General features: G+C 73.1%; 15 protein-coding genes and 1 pseudogene. 4 read left to right on the top strand and 12 right to left on the bottom strand.

What is annotated here, in order from left to right; all coding sequences use genetic code 11:
* The 4 genes from ACIQWR_RS16740 to ACIQWR_RS16725 all read right to left on the bottom strand — a co-directional run bounded on the left by ACIQWR_RS16740 (nucleotide 1) and on the right by ACIQWR_RS16725 (nucleotide 3,876).
* A complete protein-coding gene (locus ACIQWR_RS16740) occupies nucleotides 1-891 on the bottom strand; it encodes an alpha/beta hydrolase family protein (protein ID WP_404009588.1) in 891 nt (296 codons plus the stop codon).
* 328 nt (nucleotides 892-1,219) lie between these two features.
* A complete protein-coding gene (gene kynU / locus ACIQWR_RS16735; protein ID WP_404009586.1) occupies nucleotides 1,220-2,446 on the bottom strand; it encodes a kynureninase in 1,227 nt (408 codons plus the stop codon).
* Complete coding sequence (locus ACIQWR_RS16730) at nucleotides 2,439-3,287, bottom strand: tryptophan 2,3-dioxygenase family protein (RefSeq protein ID WP_399265147.1); 849 nt, start codon at nucleotides 3,285-3,287, stop codon at nucleotides 2,439-2,441. The genes kynU and ACIQWR_RS16730 overlap by 8 nt, the downstream gene beginning before the upstream one ends.
* Nucleotides 3,288-3,462: 175 nt before the next feature.
* The gene (locus tag ACIQWR_RS16725; protein WP_399265149.1) at nucleotides 3,463-3,876 is read right to left on the bottom strand and encodes a DUF3151 domain-containing protein; all 414 of its coding nucleotides are present in this window, start codon (nucleotides 3,874-3,876) and stop codon (nucleotides 3,463-3,465) included.
* Nucleotides 3,877-4,023: 147 nt separating this feature from the next.
* On the opposite strand from ACIQWR_RS16725, the gene ACIQWR_RS16720 reads away from it, so the two are divergent.
* The 3 genes and pseudogenes from ACIQWR_RS16720 to ACIQWR_RS16710 all read left to right on the top strand — a co-directional run bounded on the left by ACIQWR_RS16720 (nucleotide 4,024) and on the right by ACIQWR_RS16710 (nucleotide 6,526).
* Nucleotides 4,024-5,256, top strand: a complete 1,233-nt coding sequence (locus ACIQWR_RS16720) for an IS701 family transposase (protein WP_404009581.1) — start codon at nucleotides 4,024-4,026, stop codon at nucleotides 5,254-5,256.
* 112 nt (nucleotides 5,257-5,368) lie between these two features.
* Nucleotides 5,369-6,139: pseudogene (locus tag ACIQWR_RS16715) on the top strand (alpha/beta fold hydrolase); the annotation flags it as partial.
* Nucleotides 6,140-6,154: 15 nt separating this feature from the next.
* Nucleotides 6,155-6,526, top strand: a complete 372-nt coding sequence (locus ACIQWR_RS16710) for a barstar family protein (protein ID WP_404010111.1) — start codon at nucleotides 6,155-6,157, stop codon at nucleotides 6,524-6,526.
* 17 nt (nucleotides 6,527-6,543) lie between these two features.
* Here the strand turns inward: ACIQWR_RS16710 and ACIQWR_RS16705 are convergent, their stop codons facing one another.
* The 7 genes from ACIQWR_RS16705 to ACIQWR_RS16675 all read right to left on the bottom strand — a co-directional run bounded on the left by ACIQWR_RS16705 (nucleotide 6,544) and on the right by ACIQWR_RS16675 (nucleotide 13,656).
* The gene (locus tag ACIQWR_RS16705) at nucleotides 6,544-8,592 is read right to left on the bottom strand and encodes a helix-turn-helix domain-containing protein (protein WP_404009579.1); all 2,049 of its coding nucleotides are present in this window, start codon (nucleotides 8,590-8,592) and stop codon (nucleotides 6,544-6,546) included.
* 303 nt (nucleotides 8,593-8,895) lie between these two features.
* Nucleotides 8,896-9,651, bottom strand: coding sequence for a hypothetical protein (locus ACIQWR_RS16700; RefSeq protein WP_404009576.1), 756 nt, complete (start codon nucleotides 9,649-9,651; stop codon nucleotides 8,896-8,898).
* 56 nt (nucleotides 9,652-9,707) lie between these two features.
* Entirely contained in the window at nucleotides 9,708-10,178 is a 471-nt protein-coding gene (locus tag ACIQWR_RS16695; protein ID WP_404009573.1) for a hypothetical protein, read from the bottom strand.
* Between the two features lie 193 nt (nucleotides 10,179-10,371).
* A complete protein-coding gene (locus tag ACIQWR_RS16690) occupies nucleotides 10,372-11,094 on the bottom strand; it encodes a BTAD domain-containing putative transcriptional regulator (RefSeq protein ID WP_404009571.1) in 723 nt (240 codons plus the stop codon).
* A gap of 196 nt (nucleotides 11,095-11,290) precedes the next feature.
* Nucleotides 11,291-12,004, bottom strand: coding sequence for a ScbR family autoregulator-binding transcription factor (locus ACIQWR_RS16685; RefSeq protein ID WP_404009568.1), 714 nt, complete (start codon nucleotides 12,002-12,004; stop codon nucleotides 11,291-11,293).
* A 77-nt stretch (nucleotides 12,005-12,081) separates the two neighbouring features.
* A complete protein-coding gene (locus tag ACIQWR_RS16680) occupies nucleotides 12,082-12,849 on the bottom strand; it encodes a glucose 1-dehydrogenase (protein WP_404009566.1) in 768 nt (255 codons plus the stop codon).
* Nucleotides 12,850-12,942: 93 nt separating this feature from the next.
* Complete coding sequence (locus ACIQWR_RS16675; RefSeq protein ID WP_404009563.1) at nucleotides 12,943-13,656, bottom strand: HAD family hydrolase; 714 nt, start codon at nucleotides 13,654-13,656, stop codon at nucleotides 12,943-12,945.
* A 420-nt stretch (nucleotides 13,657-14,076) separates the two neighbouring features.
* Here ACIQWR_RS16675 and ACIQWR_RS16670 point away from each other — a divergent pair, with 420 nt between their 5' ends.
* Nucleotides 14,077-15,075, top strand: coding sequence for a ScbA/BarX family gamma-butyrolactone biosynthesis protein (locus ACIQWR_RS16670; protein ID WP_404009560.1), 999 nt, complete (start codon nucleotides 14,077-14,079; stop codon nucleotides 15,073-15,075).
* A gap of 133 nt (nucleotides 15,076-15,208) precedes the next feature.
* Here ACIQWR_RS16670 and fbaA read toward each other — a convergent pair whose 3' ends face one another.
* Complete coding sequence (gene fbaA / locus ACIQWR_RS16665; protein WP_385785508.1) at nucleotides 15,209-16,231, bottom strand: class II fructose-bisphosphate aldolase; 1,023 nt, start codon at nucleotides 16,229-16,231, stop codon at nucleotides 15,209-15,211.
* Nucleotides 16,232-16,472: the final 241 nt, after the last annotated feature.

Raw genomic sequence — 16,472 nt, 5'->3', positions numbered from 1 at the left:
TCACCAGGCCAGTTGGGCGATCTCCTCCGAGACCACCGCGCAGGCGTCCGCGGCCGGGTCGGTGAGGGGGAAGTGACCGACGCCGTCCAGGATCGTCAGACCGACCGTCTCCCCCGCGTGCGCGGCGGCCGCCACGTACGCCTCCGACACCTCGTGCGGGACCACGATGTCGTCGCGGCCCTGGACGACGGCCGTGGCGATGCCGGTCGGCAGGAGGGCGGCCGGATCGGCGTACGGGAGGCGGGCCGCGAAGTGCTCGGGGCCGCCCAACAGCTGGGCCGAGGCGCCGCCGCAGACGCCGCGCGCCTCGGCCTCGGTGAAGTCCGCGATGGGGGCCAGCGCCACCACGCCGCGCAGCATCGGCGGCGCGGGCAGCCGCCAGGGGGAACCGGCCGGCAGGACGTGCCGGGCGGCGGCCCACAGGGCGAGGTGGCCGCCCGCCGAGTGGCCAGTGATCACCATGCGGCGCGGGTCGATCCCCGGCAGGGCGCTCGCCACCAGTGCGGGCAGGGCGTCCAGCGCGGCCGCCACGTCATCGAAGGTTTCCGGCCAACGACCCGCGACCGGGCCGTCGCCGCTGCCCGGGGAGGCGCTCTGGTGCGGCAGGGAACTGCCGCGGCGGTACTCGACGTTGGCCACCGCGAAACCCCGGCGGGCCAGGAAGTCCGCGAAGGGGGTGATGTGGTGGCGGTCGTACGGGGCGCGCCAGGCGCCGCCGTGCAGGACGACGACGAGCGGCGCGGGGCCGGGGCCCGGGGTGCGCGGGGCGTAGAAGTCGATGACCTGGTCGGGGTGTTCGCCGTACGCTGCGGTGGCGTCCGGAGCGACCGGCGGGTGGGAGAAGGCCGACTCGGCCTCGGCAGCGTCACGTTCCACTGCGGGGTCCGTCATCAGCTCAACCTCCGGTAACGCGTGGGACAGCGGGGACAGCAGAGCCGGCGGGTACATGTGTTCCGGGCAGAGCGGGACCGTATCAGGCCGGAACCTGCTGTTCCGTGCCACCCCGGGCGTACGGGGGCGCACGCGCGGGGGCGGGCGCGGCCTCAGCCCCGCCCGCCCCCTTGCCGTGACGTTTCGCCCCGACATCACCCGTATACGCGACCCGTGTGACCCGGTACGTCCGTCGGTACGTCCGTCAGCACGTCCCTCAGGACGTCCCTCAGGACGTCCCTCAGGACGTCCCTCCGTACGTCCCTCCGTACGTCCCTCCGTACGTCCCTCAGGACGTCGTCAGCACATCCCCCAGCGTCCGGGCCGCCAGCTCCGCGTCCGCGAAACCGACGTACAACGGGGTGAAGCCGAACCGCAGGACGTCGGGCGCCCTGAAGTCGCCCACGACGCCGCGCGCGATCAGCTCGGCCATGACGGCGGAGGCGTTCCCGGTGCGCAGCGACACCTGGCTGCCGCGCTCCGCGTGCGCGGCCGGCGTGACCGACTCGACGGTGCCCGCGGGCACGTACGCGGCCACGCACTCCAGGAAGAAGTCCGTCAGGGCCAGGGACTTGGCGCGCACGGCCTCGACCGTCACGCCCTCCCAGGCGTCCAGGGCCGTTTCGAGGGCCAGCATCGACAGGATGTCCGGGGTGCCGACCCGGCCGCGGACGGCGCCCTCGGCCGGGCTGAAGCCGGGGGTCATCGCGAAGGGGTCCGCGTGACCGTTCCAGCCGGGCAGCGGCGAATCGAAGTCCCGCTGGTGGCGGGCGGCGATGTACAGGTACGCGGGGGAACCCGGGCCGCCGTTCAGGTACTTGTACGTGCAGCCGACGGCGAGGTCGACCGCGTTCTCGTCGAGCTCCACCGGCAGGGAGCCCGCGCTGTGGCACAGGTCCCAGACGGTGACCGCGCCCGCGGCGCGGGCCGCCGCGGTGAGGGCCGGGAGGTCGTGCAGGCGGCCGGTGCGGTAGTCGACGTGGTTGAGCAGGACCACGGCGGTGGACGGGCCGAACGACTCCGCCGCCCGGTCGGGGTCGACGGGTACGACCCGCAGACCGGTCATCCGGGCCGCGGAGGCCGCGATGTAGCCGTCGGTCGGGAAGGTGGCCGCGTCGACCAGCAGGTCGGTGCGGCCCTCGCCCGCGAGGCGGGCGGCGCCGACCAGCGCCTTGAAGAGGTTGACGCTGGTGGAGTCGCCCACGACGGTCTGGCCGGGGGCCGCGCCGATCAGCGGGGCGATGCGGTCGCCGATGCGCTCGGGGGCGGTCCACCAGGTGCCCTCGCTCCAGGAGCGGATGAGCTCCTGGCCCCACTGCCGGGTCACGACGTCCGCCGTCGTGGCGGCGACGCCCGCCGGGAGGGCGCCGAGGCTGTTGCCGTCCAGGTAGACGAGGTCCTCGGGGAGCGCGAAGCGCTCGCGGAGCTTGGCCAGCTCGTCCTCGGCGTCCAGTCGGGCCGCGCGGGCCCGCAGGGCGGCCGCGGCCGCGGCCGCGTTCGTCGGGGTCTCAGACATGGCTGCGGGCCGTCCAGAGTTCCGGGAAGACGTTCTTCGTGGCGCGCTTCTCCAGCCAGGTCACCCCGGCCGAGCCGCCCGTGCCCGTCTTCGCGCCCATCGCGCGGCGGGTCGCGACCAGGTGGTCGTTGCGCCAGCGCCAGACCAGCTCCGCGACGTCGGTGAGGACCTCGCCGAGGCGGTGCAGGTCGCCGTGGGCGTCCGGGTCGGCGTACAGCTCGGTCCAGACGGCCTCGACGAGCGGGGAGGGCTCGTAGCGCTGGGTCAGGTCGCGGGACAGGACCGAGGCGGGGATCCGCAGGCCGCGGCGGGAGAGCAGGCGCAGCACCTCGTCGTAGAGGCTGGGTTCGGCCAGCGCCTTCTCCAGCTCCGCGTGGACGCGCGGCGCGCCGCGGTGCGGGACCAGCATCGACGCGGACTTCTCGCCGAGGAGGAACTCCATGCGGCGGTACATCGCGGACTGGAAGCCGGAGCCCTCGCCGAGGGCGGCGCGGTAGGAGTTGAACTGGCCCGGGGTCAGCTGGGCGAGGGGGCGCCAGGAGGCGTTGAGGGCCTCCAGCTCACGGAGGGAACGTTTCAGCGCGTCCATCGCCACGGGGATCTCGTCCTCGCGCAGGGCGCGGGCCGCGGTCTCCCACTCGTGGACGATGACCGTGAACCACAGCTCCATGACCTGGGTGGTGACCAGGAAGACCATCTCGCCCGGGTCGTCGGAGCGCAGGTGCTGGAGGTGGGTGAGGACGTCCGCCTGGACGTAGTCCTCGTAGGGGGTCGTGCCGGCGAAGTCGAGGTTCGGGGTTTCCGAACCGCCCACTCCGGAGGCATCAAGGGATTCCGACATCGCTGTCTCCTCGATATGAACTTCCGGGTAGCGGTCCGCCCCTTCCTGCTGGGTGAGTGGAGCTCCGGTCCCCTGTTCGCATCATAGGCCCGGGCCCCACGGGGCCCGCCAGTGGAGAGTGACCACCTTCACACCCTCCCCGGCGGGCCCAGGAGCGCCAGGAGCGCCGGGAGCCTCAGTTCAGGGTGTCGGCCGCGGTCGCCGAGGAGTCGCGCAGGAAGGTCGCGCAGCGCTCGTACTCCGCGTCCTCGCCGATGGCCTGCGCGGCGCGCGCGAGGGCGTGCAGGGCGCGCAGGAAGCCGCGGTTCGGCTCGTGCTCCCACGGCACCGGGCCGTGGCCCTTCCAGCCGGCGCGGCGCAGCGAGTCCAGACCGCGGTGGTAGCCGGTACGGGCGTAGGCGTACGACTCCACGGCGCGGCCGGCCTCGAACGCGTCGTCCGCCAGGCGCGCCCAGGCGAGCGAGGAGGTCGGGTACTTCGCGGCCACCTCGGCCGGTTCGGTGCCCGCGGCGAGCGCCTCGCGCGGCTCGGGGTCGTCGGGCAGGTGGGTCGGGGCAGGGCCGCCGAGCAGGTTCTCGTGAATCGACATGCCCCCAGTCTGCGGTACTCCCGGGCCCGTGGTGGGGGGCCCACCACACCGGGCGCCAGGTGTGTGCCCGGCACACCTCCCCGCATCCGGGTCCCTCACCGGACGGTGGGACACGAAGGTCGTCAGTCGACTTAACGGGGGAAGACAATGACCACGAGCACCATCCACAGGAGTCACCTGGCCACACGTCCGCGCAGCGGCCGCACCGGGCTGGGACGCGCCGACGGCGGCGGGCACCGCGCCCACGAGGCCGCCGAGGACCTGTGCGGGGCGGTGTTCGGATCGCTGCGGCGCCGGGACCAGCGGGAGAAGGGCCTCCAGTACGTACGGGGCCTGCTCGCGACGCCCGGCCGCAAGTCGATCCGCAACATCGCGCAGCAGATCGGCGGGCCCGCCGCCGAGCAGAGCCTGCACCACTTCATCGCCGGCTCCACCTGGGACTGGCAGCCGATCCGCACCGCCCTGTCCCAGTACCTGGAGCAGTCCTCGCCGCTGACGGCCTGGGTGGCCCAGCCGATGGCGATCCCCAAGGGCGGCGAGCACTCGGTGGGCGTGGGGCGCCAGTACGACCCGCACCGCGGGCAGATGTTCCGCGGGCAGCAGGCCTTCGGGATCTGGTTCACCTCGGCCGATGTCGTCACTCCCGTGGGGTGGCGGCTGTACCTGCCGGACGAGGAGGGCGCGGGCGGCGGGGCCGCCGAGTTCGAGGGCGGCGAGCGCTCCGGGGAGTCGTACGAGGAGTGCGCGGTCACCGGGGTCCTGGACGCGGTGCGCGAGGTCGGGGTGCCGGCGCGGCCGGTGCTGCTCGACATCCAGAACATCGGCACCCGCTCCACGATGAACCGGTTCGCCGACGCGCGGCTGCCGGTGCTCGCCCGGATCAGCCCGGCCGCCCGGCTGCTCGTGACCGACCCGGCGCTGCCCGGGCACGGCGCGGGGACCCTGGCCGCCCGGGACATCCTGCAGAACGTACGGGCGCTGCGCACGGTGGTCGAGTGGGCCGACCCGCTGTACCCGGGGCAGCGGCGCACCTCGCTGGTGGCCGCGGTGCGCGTGATGATGCCGGACCCCTCCCCGGCGCGGCGGCGCCACCTGACCCTGCTCGGCGAGTGGACCGACGCGCGCAGCCTGCCCTCGCAGCTGTGGGTGACGGACCTGGCCCGACCGGTGCCGGTGACCCCGGCCGTGCTGCTGCGGATGACGAAGCAGGCGCGGCGGGTGTCGGCGAGCTCGGCGCACAGCGTGCAGGAGGTCGGGCTGCGGGACTTCGCGGGGCGTTCGCTCCAGGGCTGGCACCGGCACGTGACGATGGCGTCGGTGGCGCACGCGGCGCGCTGCCTGTCGGAAACCGGGATGCCGGTCGGTCGTGAGCTTGTCTAGGGTCGCCCGGTAGTCGGCCGACGGCCGGGGGCGGACCCACCGGTCCGCCCCCAGCCGACGGCCCGAGAATTCGTACGGGAATCGAGCCGTACGGGAATGACGGGGGTTCGTCGTGCACAGTGCTGTGGTCACCGCGGAGGGCGACCGGATCCGGTGGGTCGAGCTGGCCGGCGAGGAGCCGGCCAGGGTGTACCTGCACGGGCTGGGTTCCACCTCGCCCGCGTACTTCGCGGCGAGCGCGACGCACCCCCGCCTCGCCGGGCGGCGCTCCCTGCTGCTGGACATGCTGGGGCACGGACACAGCGACCGCCCCGAGGAGTTCTCGTACACGCTGGAGGCGCACGCCGACGCCGTGGCGGCCGCCCTGGTCGACGCCGGGGTCGGCGGGGGCGAGGTGATCGCCCACAGCATGGGCGGGGCCGTCGCGATCGTGCTGGCCCACCGCCATCCGGAGCTGGTCTCCCGGCTCGTGCTCGTCGACGCCAACCTCGACCCGGTCCGGCCGCCCGCGCCGGGCGCCGCGGCGGCGGCCGGGAGCAGCGGGCTCGCCACCTACACGGAGGAGGAGTTCCTCGCGGGCGGGTGGGCCGAGGTCCGTGACCGGGTCGGCGCGCACTGGTGGTCGACGATGCGGATGGCGGGGCGGACCGCCCTGCACCGCAGCGCCGTCCACCTCGCCGCGGGGACCGTGCCCTCCATGCGGGAGCTGCTGCTGGAGCTGCGGATCCCGCGCGCCTTCCTCCACCCGGCCGAGGACGGCGCGCTGGAGGGAGCCGCGGAGTTGGAGGCGGCCGGGGTGTCCGTCGTGGCGGTCGAGGACTGCGGGCACAACATCATGCTGGACAATCCGGACGACTTCGCTGCGGCGGTGCGGGCGGCCCTGGACACGGCGCTCTACGTGCTCGACGGGCGGCGGATCGGGAGTCTGGAGGACTTCTGGCGCGAGGTCGGCGAGGCGGTGAACGGGCCCGAGGGGTACTTCGGGCGCAATCTCGACTCCTTCAACGACTGCCTGCGCGGGGACTACGGGACGCCCGACGACCGCGACTTCCACTTCGATTGGTACGACCACGAGCTGTCCCGGGAGCGGCTCGGGCACGCCGAGACCGCCCGCCAGTTGGAGCTGCGGCTGACGCGCTGCCACCCCACCAACCGCGAGCGGGTCGCCGAGGAGTTGGCGGCCGCGCGGCGCGGGGAGGGGCCGACGGTCTTCGACTGGCTGACGGAGATCGTGGAGGGCCGGGCACCGGGGGCGCTGCGGCTGCGCTGAGGGACGCCCCCGGGGGGCTACGTGGGCGGCCGGGTGCGGACGAGGACCTCGCGCGTGCGGCGCAGTCGCAGCGCCATCTGGATCTCCAGGGCCTGGGCCGGCTTCTGCCAGCCCTCGCCCAGGAGTTCCGCGATCCGCTCCAAGCGGCGCGAGACCGTGTTGGCGTGGACGTGCAGCGCCTCGGCGGAGTGCGTGGGGCTGCCGCCCGATTCGAAGTAGGCCTCCAGGGTGCGGGTCAGCTCGGTGAAGCGGGCCGCGTCGTACTCCAGCACCGGGCCGAGGGCCTGCGCGATGAAGGCGTCCACGTCGTGGTCCGCCGACAACAGCAGCCCGAGGAAGCCGAGTTCGCTCAGGGAGGCGGTGCCGCCGGCCCCGTCGAGCGCGGTCAGCGCGTCCAGGCAGCGCGCGGCCTCCTCGTACACCCCGGCGACCGCGGCGGCGCCCTTGGCCGGGCCGGCCGCGCCCGTGGAGACCGGGTGCCCGAGCAGCGGGGTGACCTCCATCGAGACCTGCCGGGCCGCCGCGGAGGCGTCGGCGCCGGGGAGCAGCAGCACGATGCAGCCGCGGCGGACGCCCTTGAGGCCGCCGACCCGGTACGCGTACGAACTCGCCCAGGCGACCGCACGGCCCAGCTCGCCGCCCTCCGGCCGGACCACGACCACCACGTGCGGCACGTCGAGGTCGATGCCCAGGCGTCGGGTGCGCTCGCGCAGGTGCAGGTCGGAGGAGTGGTTCGGGCGGTCCAGCAGTTCCTGGAGCAGCTCGTCGCGGACGGGTCCCTCGGCCGCGGCCGTGCCCCGCTGGATCAGCATGTGGGAGGCCACCGACAGGGCGGCCAGCTCCAGCAGCCGTACGTCCTCCTCGGTGAGGGGCTCGGCCGCGTGCAGCACCAGCACGCCGAGGTCCTCGGCCCCGGCCGTGACGGGCGCGACCCACACCTCGCCCGTGTCGCGCGCCGCGAAGTCGGCATCGGCGAAGTCGGCATCGGCGAAGTCGGCATCGTCGTCCACCGGGTCGGCGGTGCGGTCGGCGTCGGCGGCGTGCGCGAGCCGGACCGGGCGGCGGGCCGTGTGCGCGTGCAGGGCGCCGCGGGTCACGGCGGCCTCGTCGAGGTCGACCGGTCCGGGCCCCGGGGTCAGCGGGCGGCCGCCGGGGTCGCGGACCTGGAGCACGCCGTCCAGCGCGTCCGCGGTGGTCCGGGCGAGGGTGGCCAGGCCCGCCCCGTCCAGGACGAGGCGGGCGAGCCGGGCGTGGCAGTCCCACAGGTAACGGACCCGGGTCAAGGTGGTGTCGGTGACGGAGCCGAACCGCTCCAGCTCGCTGACCTCGTCGCGGGCCCGCTCCAACAGCCGCGCCTTCTCGACCGCGACGGCCGCCAGGTCGGCCAGCGACAGCAACGTGCCGACCTCGGCGGGGCCGAAGGAGCGCACGCGGCGGTCCGCTCCGTAGAGCACGCCGAGGATGCCCTCGCGGTGGCGCATCGGTACGGCGACGACGGCCCGCACGCCCTCGGCGCGCACCACGGCGTCCACGTCGGGGGCGTGCGCGAGGGTGGCGTCGTTCGGGTAGTCCGCGCTCCAGACGGGGGCGCGGCGCTCCCGCACGAGCGCCCCGAGCCCGTCGGCGGCGCCGATCCCGAGCCCGGACTCGTAGCCGGCCGTGCCGCCGTCGGACAGGTGGGGGTACGAGGTCCCGTCGGGCCGGGTGAAGGTGATGCAGACCACGTCGAGCCCGAGCAGCCGCCGGGCCCGCCGTGCGATGACGCGCAGCAGGCTGTCGAGGTCGTAGGACGAGGTCAGGTCGTGCGCGGTGTCGGCGAGCGCGACCAGCGCCTCGCCGCCCTCCGGCGCGGCGCCGGGATCCCGGGGCCGCGGGAGCGGCGCCGGGGACGTGCGGGCGCGGATCTCGCGGGCCAGCAGGACGGCCCTGGCCAGGCCGGGGTCCGCCGTGGGCAGGAGCGCGTCGAAGGCGGCCTCCGGCGCGCCCGCGGCCAGTAGCTCCAGGACGGCGAGTGCCGGCGACGAGCCCCCGGCAACGTTCCCGGCGGTGTCCGCCGTTCGTTCCATGGGCCCCGTTCCCCCGCTCCCGACGTACCGGTACGAAACTGCCATCCGAACCTAGGTTCCACCGTGATCGTGGTCAAGTGAGCTTGCGCTGGTCAGAGCGGGTGCACGGGCGGGACGACGGCCGCGCCCCGGGAGGTGAGCGGAAGGTGGAGGGGGGCCGGGCCGGACCCGCGGCACGGCCACGGCGCGGCCACAGCGCGGCCACAGCGGGCTCGCGGCGGCCTCGGGGCGGGACCGGGACGGGGCTCGCGGCGGGACCGGTACGGGGCTCACAGCGGCCTCGGGACGGGGCTCGCAGCGGGCTCAGGACGGGCTCAACGTGTCGCCCCGCAGGGCCGGCAGGGACTGGAGCGCCCGCAGGGTCAGGGCCGCCGAGGTCCCCCAGCCGATCAGACCGGGCAGGTCCTCCGCGCGGTCGCCGAGCGCCGTCCACATCAGCCGGTGCGGGCGGGCGCCCGCCGCGGCCAGGGCCCGCCAGCGCATTCCGCCGAGCTCCCGGTCGTAGCGCGCGTACAGCAGCCGCGCCGTCGGCACGGCCAGCGGTCCCAACTCGCCGACGCACAGCGACGCGAACGCCGGGAGCGCGGCCAGGTCGAGGCCGCGCTCCCTGGCCTGCTCCAGTCCGCCCAACCAGGCTCCCAGGACCCCCTCGTAAGTCCTGGGACCGGTCATCGGACCGAAGCAGACCCCGGTGCCCTCCCCCAACAGCCGCGCACCGGCGGCCGGTCCCTCCCCCGAGGCGGACAGCACCACGATCAAGTTGGGCCGGTCCACGGCCTCCACCAGCGCACGAGCCGCCTCGTACGAGGTCCCGTCCCCCAGCGGTGGCGCCGCCACCAGCCCGCCCAACGGCCCCAGCGCGTCGCACACCGCACCGATGGCCGCGGGACGCCGCTGCGTCCCGTACAGGAGGTTGTGCACCCCCAACCGGTTCGCGAACTCCCGCATCCCCACCGGACCGACGCCCGGCACGCCCTCCAGCCACGGCGTGACCCCCTCGGCCACGAGGCGGCGCACGGCATCCGCGGCGCCGGGCTCTTCCACAAACGCAGCACCCATATCCAGCGAGTGTGCTGGTCCGGAGCCCGGTGCACACCGCCGCTCCCGGCTGTGTGTCAACTCACCCCACCGGGCGCGCCCACCGGTGCCGCTCCCGCCAGTCGGGCCATCCGCGCCATCCGGGAACCCAGTCGGCGCACGGCGTCCAGCACCGGGTCCGGGCCGGGCCCGGCGAACCGCCCCGGCGGTCCGGCCGGGCCGATCCAGCACATGCCCAGCCCCTCCGCGAAGGCCGCGAGCTCGTCCAGCCGCTCGCGCGCGTCCGCCCCCGGCGCCACGAACCCGGCGGCCGGCTTCCCCAGCCAGTCACCGCGCCCGAGCGCCTGCGGCAGCGTCGTGCCGAAGAGGATGCCGTCGGCCTCGGCCAGCAGCTCCCACTGCGCGTCGCCCAGTTCCGCGGCCGCGACGAGATGGCTGCGCGCACCGGCGTCCGCGGCGCCGTCGCGCGCCACGACCGCCTGTGCACACACCCGCCCCGCCCGCCCCGCGTGGACGACCACGACCAGCGGGGGCCGGGCTACCCCCATCCCGTGTCACCCGCGAACGGGTGGCCCGGGGACGCGGCCTGGCAGGCGCGGGAGGTGGTGTGGTGGTTCATGAGGTGACACTTTCTAGGAGAAACATACCGGGAGGAATGGCGATCGCTCCCCTGGGACGAGAAAAAAGGACCGCATCGCAGGAAACGCCCAAGAGGGACCGAGTCCAGGCGAAAGCACCTGGTCAGGCGGCTACCGGCACGAGTGGGAGCGGACCGGGCAGCAGGGCCCGGCGCAGCGCGCGGGTGGTGTCGGCCGGACAGGGCCCGAGGTCCGAACCGAGCACTTCTGCGAGGGTTCGGTATGTTTCGAGCGATTTTGCCGACGTCACGGCCCGCAATTCCGTCCGCAGCTCCCGGTGCCGGCCCAGCGCGAGCTCGGCCTCCACCCACTGCTTCAGCGCCGAGAGCCGGGTCGCCTCCAGGTCCGCGACCCGCGCGGCGAGCCGCGGACCGGCCTCGATCCCCCCGAAGGCCGGGCCCCGCCACAGCCGCAGCGCACCGCGCAGCCGCCGGGCCGCGGTGGCGAACTCCCCCCGCGCCATGGCCCGGTAGCCCGCTCCCGCTTCCCGGGCGAAGACGCCCTGGTCGCTGCGGCCGCTGTCCGTGTCCAGGAGAAACCCGCCGGGCAGCGAGACCAGTACGGCCTCGGGGGTACGCCGCCCGGCGGAGTCGGCGGCGCCCGCGAGGAGTTCACGTATCTGGCGGATCGCGGTCAGCAGCATCGCGCGGGCGCGCTCGCCGTCGGGTCCGTGCGCCGACAGCTCCGCCGCCAGGACCGTGGTGGGCACCATCTGGTCGGCGTAGGCGGCGAGTACGGCGAAGACCTGACGGGCGGGCTGGTTCGTGGGGACCACGGGCACGCCGTTCTCCAGGGCGCGAAGCCCGCCGAGCACCTCGATGTCCATGAATCCCTCCCCAGGGCGCGCCGCGTGGAGGCCCGTTTACATACCGGGCCCTGGAGAAAAATAATACCCGGAAGTTTTTTTCATGGGAACGGTTCCACATCACGAATCACGTGACCCGGGGCACAAAAAAACCGGCCCTCCCCGCACTGGGCGGGAAGGGCCGGCAGGAGCGCGCCGACGGCGCCGGGCGGTCGCCTCAGGCGACGTCCTCCTCGGCGTCGTCGGGGAACTGCCGCAAACCGTCGCAGTCGCACAGGTGCGCCCCCTGCGCGCCGTGCAGCGCACGACCGCCGCGGCCGGGAGCCGTGTCGAGCCGGATCGCCACGGCCGAGACGACCAGGCTCGGCATCACGCTCGTGTAGAGGGCGGACACCTCATCGTCCAGCGTCAGGCCGAGCGTCTGCGACATCACGTTCAGCCCGGCGAACGAGCCGACGATCAGCCGGGACGGCTGCCCCGGATCCACGTGCGAGAGCAATTCACCGCGGGCCTTGGCCTCCGTCATCAGCTCGGTGTGCAGGTCGATCCACCCCTGGTAGGGCGCCGCCCGGTCCAGCGAGCGGCCGTTCTGCTCCAGCGTGAGCCGCGCGCTCCCGCGCATCAGCACGTCGTGCTGCAGGCGGTGCGAGAAGATCATTCCGACATCGACGAACTGCTGCGCTTTGAATTCCTGCGGGGTGAAGGCGGGCTCGACACTGACCTGGGCGTCGATGACCGCCTGTGCCAGGTCTTCCTTCGAGTCGAAATGGAAGTACAGGGCTCCCTTGGTGACCCTGGCGATCTTGACGATGTCCGTCAGTTTCGCCGCGTCGTAGCCCCGGTCCTCGAAGACCAGCGCGGCAGCCTCCAGGATCGCCTGGCGCGTCCGCACGGCGCGGTCCTGCTTCACCTGGGGTCGTTCAGTCCTCATCAGTCGTTCTGTCCCTCTCCATGCCCCCCGTCCGATCGGCATTACATGCCCCCGGGTACGTACCTATGAGTACAGCTTCACACCATCGTGAAGCCTCCGTCCACAGGCATCGTGACGCCTGTGACGAACGAGGCACGAGGGCTGCACAGCCACGCGGCCGCTTCCGCTATCTCCGCGGGCTCGGCCGTCCTCGGCTGCGGGGTCGCCGCGTGCAGCTGCTCCTCGACGCCAGGAACGGCGGCGAACCACTGCTCGACCACCTCGGTCCGGGTGGTGCCGGGGGCCACCGCGTTGACCCGGATGCCCTGGGCGGCGTACTCCGCGGCGGCCGCCTTGGTCAGGCCGATCACCGCGTGCTTGGCGGCGACGTAGGGGGCGGCCACCGGGGTCGCCAGCAGGCCGCCGACGCTGCTGTTGTTGACGATCGTGCCGCCACCGGTCAGCAGCATGGCCGCGATCTCGTCCCGCAGGCAGTTCCAGGTGCCCCGGACGTTCACGTCCATGATCTGGTCGTAGAGGTCGTCGCCCATCTCGTGCAGCGGCGAACGCCCCATGCCCCAGCCCGCGTTGTTGAAGGCGCAATCCAGCCGCCCGAAGCGGTCCACCGCGACGGCCACCGCCGCGGCCGTGTCCCCCGCACGGGTCACGTCGGTCACGGCGTACTCGACCTCCGCGCCCTCGGCGCGCAGCTCCCGCGCCAGCTCCTGGAGCCGGACCTCGCGGCGCGCGGCCAGCACCAGCCGGGCCCCCTCCCGCGCGAACACCCGGGCCGCGGCGGCTCCGATGCCGCTGCTCGCCCCCGTGATCAGCGCGACCTTGCCGTCGAGCAAGCGCTCTCCCGCCATGACAGTCCCCATTTCAGATGTCGTCGTCTCTTCGGTGCCCGCGGCACCCGTCCGCCCAGGTCCGCGTGGTTCCCGCGGCCCGGTCCGGAAGCTTCATGCGGCCCAGGACAGGCCCGCCGCCGCCTCGCCGTCGAGGGTACGCAGGAGCTCCTCGTCGATCTCGTCGAGGGAGCCGACGACGTGCCGCACCCCCACCTCGCGCATCAGGCTCGCCTGGAAGCCGTGGCGGAAACGACTGGGGTGACCGATGAAGGGCACCCGCAGCGCGCGGGCCGCCTCCGAGACCCGTGCGACGTCGTCGATGAAGACCGCCTCGTCGTAGGCGACGCCGAAGGTGTCGACGGCTATCTCCTGGATGCCCGGCCGGAAATCGTTGGTGCAGACGTAGCCCGGCTCGTCGAAGAGGTGCCCGTAGCGGCCGAGGTGGGTGTCGAAGTGCGCCTTGTCCAGGCCCCCGTAACAGACCGTGCGCAGACCCAGGGCGCGCAACCGGTGGAGCAGCTGTTCGGCGCCGGGGAGCACCGCGAGGGGGTGCTCGGCGAGGTAGGCGGCGCGCTCCTCGAAGTACGCCTCCAGGACCTGCTCGGGGGTCCAGTCGAGGCCGGCCGCGGCGCCGAGCGCGCGGGCCGCGACCGTGCGGGACTGCGAGAAGACCGCGCGCTCCACGTCCGCGTCGTAGGTGCCGCCGCGGCTGGTCACGAACTGGTGGATGACCGGGCTGAAGGTGTCGTTGAGCAGGACCCCGTCGATGTTGACGGCGGCGAGCCTCAAGTGCCCCAGCGGGCGGGTGGCGTGGCGGGCGGGCATCGGTGTCTCCCATCGGCGGGGGCCGCTTGGGGTGGCAGGTCGTGCGGGTGCGGGGCGCTGCGGGTGGCGGCGGGACCGCTGCCGAACAGTTGCAGCCACCGGCCCACCGGGGGACCCCCAGAAAAATACTCCCAAGTACGCAGGCGCTGCAGAATAAAAGATACCCGATCTATGTCTAGATCTGGCTGGTAGGCCGAAAATCGACGCAGGGTGACGGAATGAGTCGCTCCTAGTCATTGACCTGCGGAAACCTTGCTCGCGTTGGCCGATTCCGCTACCCCTTCCCATGTGGAGTGTGTCACTTCTGATCCCCAAACTGAGTGATCATCGGGTAATCCTCTGTCTGTCAACCAAACCCGGAAGTACGTACCCGGCGACGGCAACCCGGTGCGACTTCCGGCCATGATCCAAAGGGGCATCATGATCACGACCTTGGAACCGACGACCGACCTCACCCCGCGCTCGCCCGCGCTCCCGGTGGACTGCGTCTGCCCGGACGGCTCCGGAACCGCGTTGACCAGCACGGTTCCGCGTGAACTCGTGCACCGCGCGGCCGTCGCCGAGGTGTTCCTCACCGGCATGTGCCGCCCGGGCCCCGACCGCTTCCACGTGCGCGCCCAACTCCCGCGCGGGCACAGCTTCTTCAGCCCGATCGCCGGTACGCACTACGACCCGATGATGATCTGCGAAACCATTCGCCAGGTCGGTTCCTACGTCGCCCACGAGGCGTACGGCGTACCGCTGGGCCACCAGTTCCTGCTCTGGGGCCTCGACTACTCGACGATGCCCGAGAACCTCGTGATCGGGGACGCCCCGGCCGACCTCGACCTGGAGGTCACCTGCTCCGACATCCGGATGCGCGGCACGCAGCTCCAGGCCCTGCGGTACGAGGTGACCATGCTCCTGAACGGAGTGGTGATCGCCACCGGCGACGTCGGGTACACCGTGACCTCCCCCGCCGTCTACCGGCGGCTGCGCGCCGCGCAGTTGGACCGCCGTCCGATGCCCTCGTTGCCCTCGGCGCCCCTCCAGCCCGCACAGGTGGGCCGGATCTCGCCCTTCGACGTGGTCCTCGCGGCCACCGCGCAGACCACCACGGCCGTCACCTGGCAGCTGCGGTACGACACCCGGCACCCGGTGCTCTTCGACCACCCCGGGGACCACCTGCCGGGCATGGTCCTGTTGGAGGCCGCCCGCCAGGCCGCGGTGGCCCTGACGCCCGCACCCGCCGTCATGCCCGTCTCGGTCGTCAGCACCTACCAGCGGTACGCGGAGTTCGGCATACCGCTGTGGGTCACCGCGGAGCGCACCGGCCCCACCACGGTCCGGGTCACCGGGACGCAGGAGGACGAGCAGGTCTTCCTCGCCCTCGTGGGTACCGGCCAGGTACAGCCAATGCCGTTCGGGATGACGCCCTGATCACTGCGGCCACGGGGGACGCAGCACGGGGCACCGGAACACGGAGCACCAGAGCACGACACACGGATACGCCGAAGGGCCCTGCCCCACCGCTGACGAAGCGATGGAACAGGGCCCTTTCGTGCTGTGGCGACTACTTCAGCTTGGTGCCGGTGGAGCGCAGGTTCGCGCACGCCTCGGTGACGCGCACGGCCATGCCCGCCTCGGCGGCCTTGCCCCAGGTGCGGGGGTCGTACTTGGACTTGGTGCCGACCTCGCCGTCGACCTTCAGGACCGCGTCGTAGTTGCGGAACATGTGCTCCACGACCGGACGCGTGAAGGCGTACTGGGTGTCGGTGTCGAGGTTCATCTTCACGACGCCGTTCTCCAGCGCGGTGGCGATCTCCTCGGCGGTGGAGCCGGAGCCGCCGTGGAAGACGAAGTCGAACGGCGAAGCCTTGCCGTACTTCTCGCCGACACCGGCCTGCAGGTCCTTGAGCAGCTCGGGACGCAGGACGACGTTGCCCGGCTTGTAGACGCCGTGGACGTTGCCGAAGGAAGCGGCCAGCAGGTAGCGGCCCTTCTCGCCCAGGCCCAGGGCCTCGGCGGTGCGCAGCGCGTCGTCGACGGTCGTGTACAGCTCGTCGTTGATCTCGTGGCTGACGCCGTCCTCCTCGCCGCCGGTCGGGGTGATCTCGACCTCAAGGATGATCTTGGCGGCCGCGGCCTTGGCCAGCAGCTCCTGGCCGATGGCCAGGTTGTCGGCGAGGGTCTCGGCGGAACCGTCCCACATGTGCGACTGGAACAGCGGGTTCAAGCCACGGGCCACGCGCTCGGCGGACACCTCGAGCAGCGGACGGACGTAGCCGTCCAGCTTGTCCTTCGGGCAGTGGTCCGTGTGCAGGGCGACGGTGATGTCGTACTTCGCGGCCACGATGTGGGCGAACTCGGCCAGCGCGACGGCGCCGGTCACCATGTCCTTGTTGTACTGGCCACCCAGGAACTCCGCACCACCGGTGGAGATCTGGATGATGCCGTCGCTCTCGGCCTCCGCGAAGCCGCGCAGTGCAGCGTGCAGGGTCTGGGTCGAGGTCACGTTGATCGCCGGGTAGGCAAACTTGCCTGCCTTCGCCCGGTCGAGCATCTCGTTGTAGACCTCGGGGGTTGCGATGGGCATCTGTCCGCTCCTTGGATGTGCGGGGAGTGTGCTTATTGCGGGCCCTGACCTGGGGGCGACGTTGCCGTCGGGGCTATCTTTCCAGACTCCGCACGACACTCCACCTCGGTGGCGGACCCGCCCGGGCCCAGCCGGGCGGAGTGTTTCACGTGAAACACCCCACCCGGTGCGAAAGTCGCAGGTCAGGACCGCCTCGGGGAAATTTGGGGACCTAAGTCACCAGTTCCCGACGCACCCGTTC

Origin of the sequence: Streptomyces sp. NPDC098789, assembly GCF_044759975.1 — a bacterium.
GTDB lineage: Bacteria > Actinomycetota > Actinomycetes > Streptomycetales > Streptomycetaceae > Streptomyces.
Note: the sequence above shows the minus strand (reverse complement) of the source record. Positions and strands in the feature narration are given on the sequence as shown.

Bases quoted from the DNA above. Each gene is read 5' to 3' on its own strand.
- ACIQWR_RS16725 (WP_399265149.1), bottom strand. From the start codon at position 3,876: ATGTCGATTCACGAGAACCTGCTCGGCGGCCCTGCCCCGACCCACCTG.
- kynU (WP_404009586.1), bottom strand. From the start codon at position 2,446: ATGTCTGAGACCCCGACGAACGCGGCCGCGGCCGCGGCCGCCCTGCGG.
- ACIQWR_RS16675 (WP_404009563.1), bottom strand. From the start codon at position 13,656: ATGCCCGCCCGCCACGCCACCCGCCCGCTGGGGCACTTGAGGCTCGCC.
- fbaA (WP_385785508.1), bottom strand. From the start codon at position 16,231: ATGCCCATCGCAACCCCCGAGGTCTACAACGAGATGCTCGACCGGGCG.
- ACIQWR_RS16690 (WP_404009571.1), bottom strand. From the start codon at position 11,094: ATGGACATCGAGGTGCTCGGCGGGCTTCGCGCCCTGGAGAACGGCGTG.
- ACIQWR_RS16720 (WP_404009581.1), top strand. From the start codon at position 4,024: ATGACCACGAGCACCATCCACAGGAGTCACCTGGCCACACGTCCGCGC.
- ACIQWR_RS16695 (WP_404009573.1), bottom strand. From the start codon at position 10,178: ATGGGGGTAGCCCGGCCCCCGCTGGTCGTGGTCGTCCACGCGGGGCGG.
- ACIQWR_RS16670 (WP_404009560.1), top strand. From the start codon at position 14,077: ATGATCACGACCTTGGAACCGACGACCGACCTCACCCCGCGCTCGCCC.
- ACIQWR_RS16700 (WP_404009576.1), bottom strand. From the start codon at position 9,651: ATGGGTGCTGCGTTTGTGGAAGAGCCCGGCGCCGCGGATGCCGTGCGC.
- ACIQWR_RS16730 (WP_399265147.1), bottom strand. From the start codon at position 3,287: ATGTCGGAATCCCTTGATGCCTCCGGAGTGGGCGGTTCGGAAACCCCG.
- ACIQWR_RS16685 (WP_404009568.1), bottom strand. From the start codon at position 12,004: ATGAGGACTGAACGACCCCAGGTGAAGCAGGACCGCGCCGTGCGGACG.
- ACIQWR_RS16680 (WP_404009566.1), bottom strand. From the start codon at position 12,849: ATGGCGGGAGAGCGCTTGCTCGACGGCAAGGTCGCGCTGATCACGGGG.
- ACIQWR_RS16740 (WP_404009588.1), bottom strand. From the start codon at position 891: ATGACGGACCCCGCAGTGGAACGTGACGCTGCCGAGGCCGAGTCGGCC.
- ACIQWR_RS16705 (WP_404009579.1), bottom strand. From the start codon at position 8,592: ATGGAACGAACGGCGGACACCGCCGGGAACGTTGCCGGGGGCTCGTCG.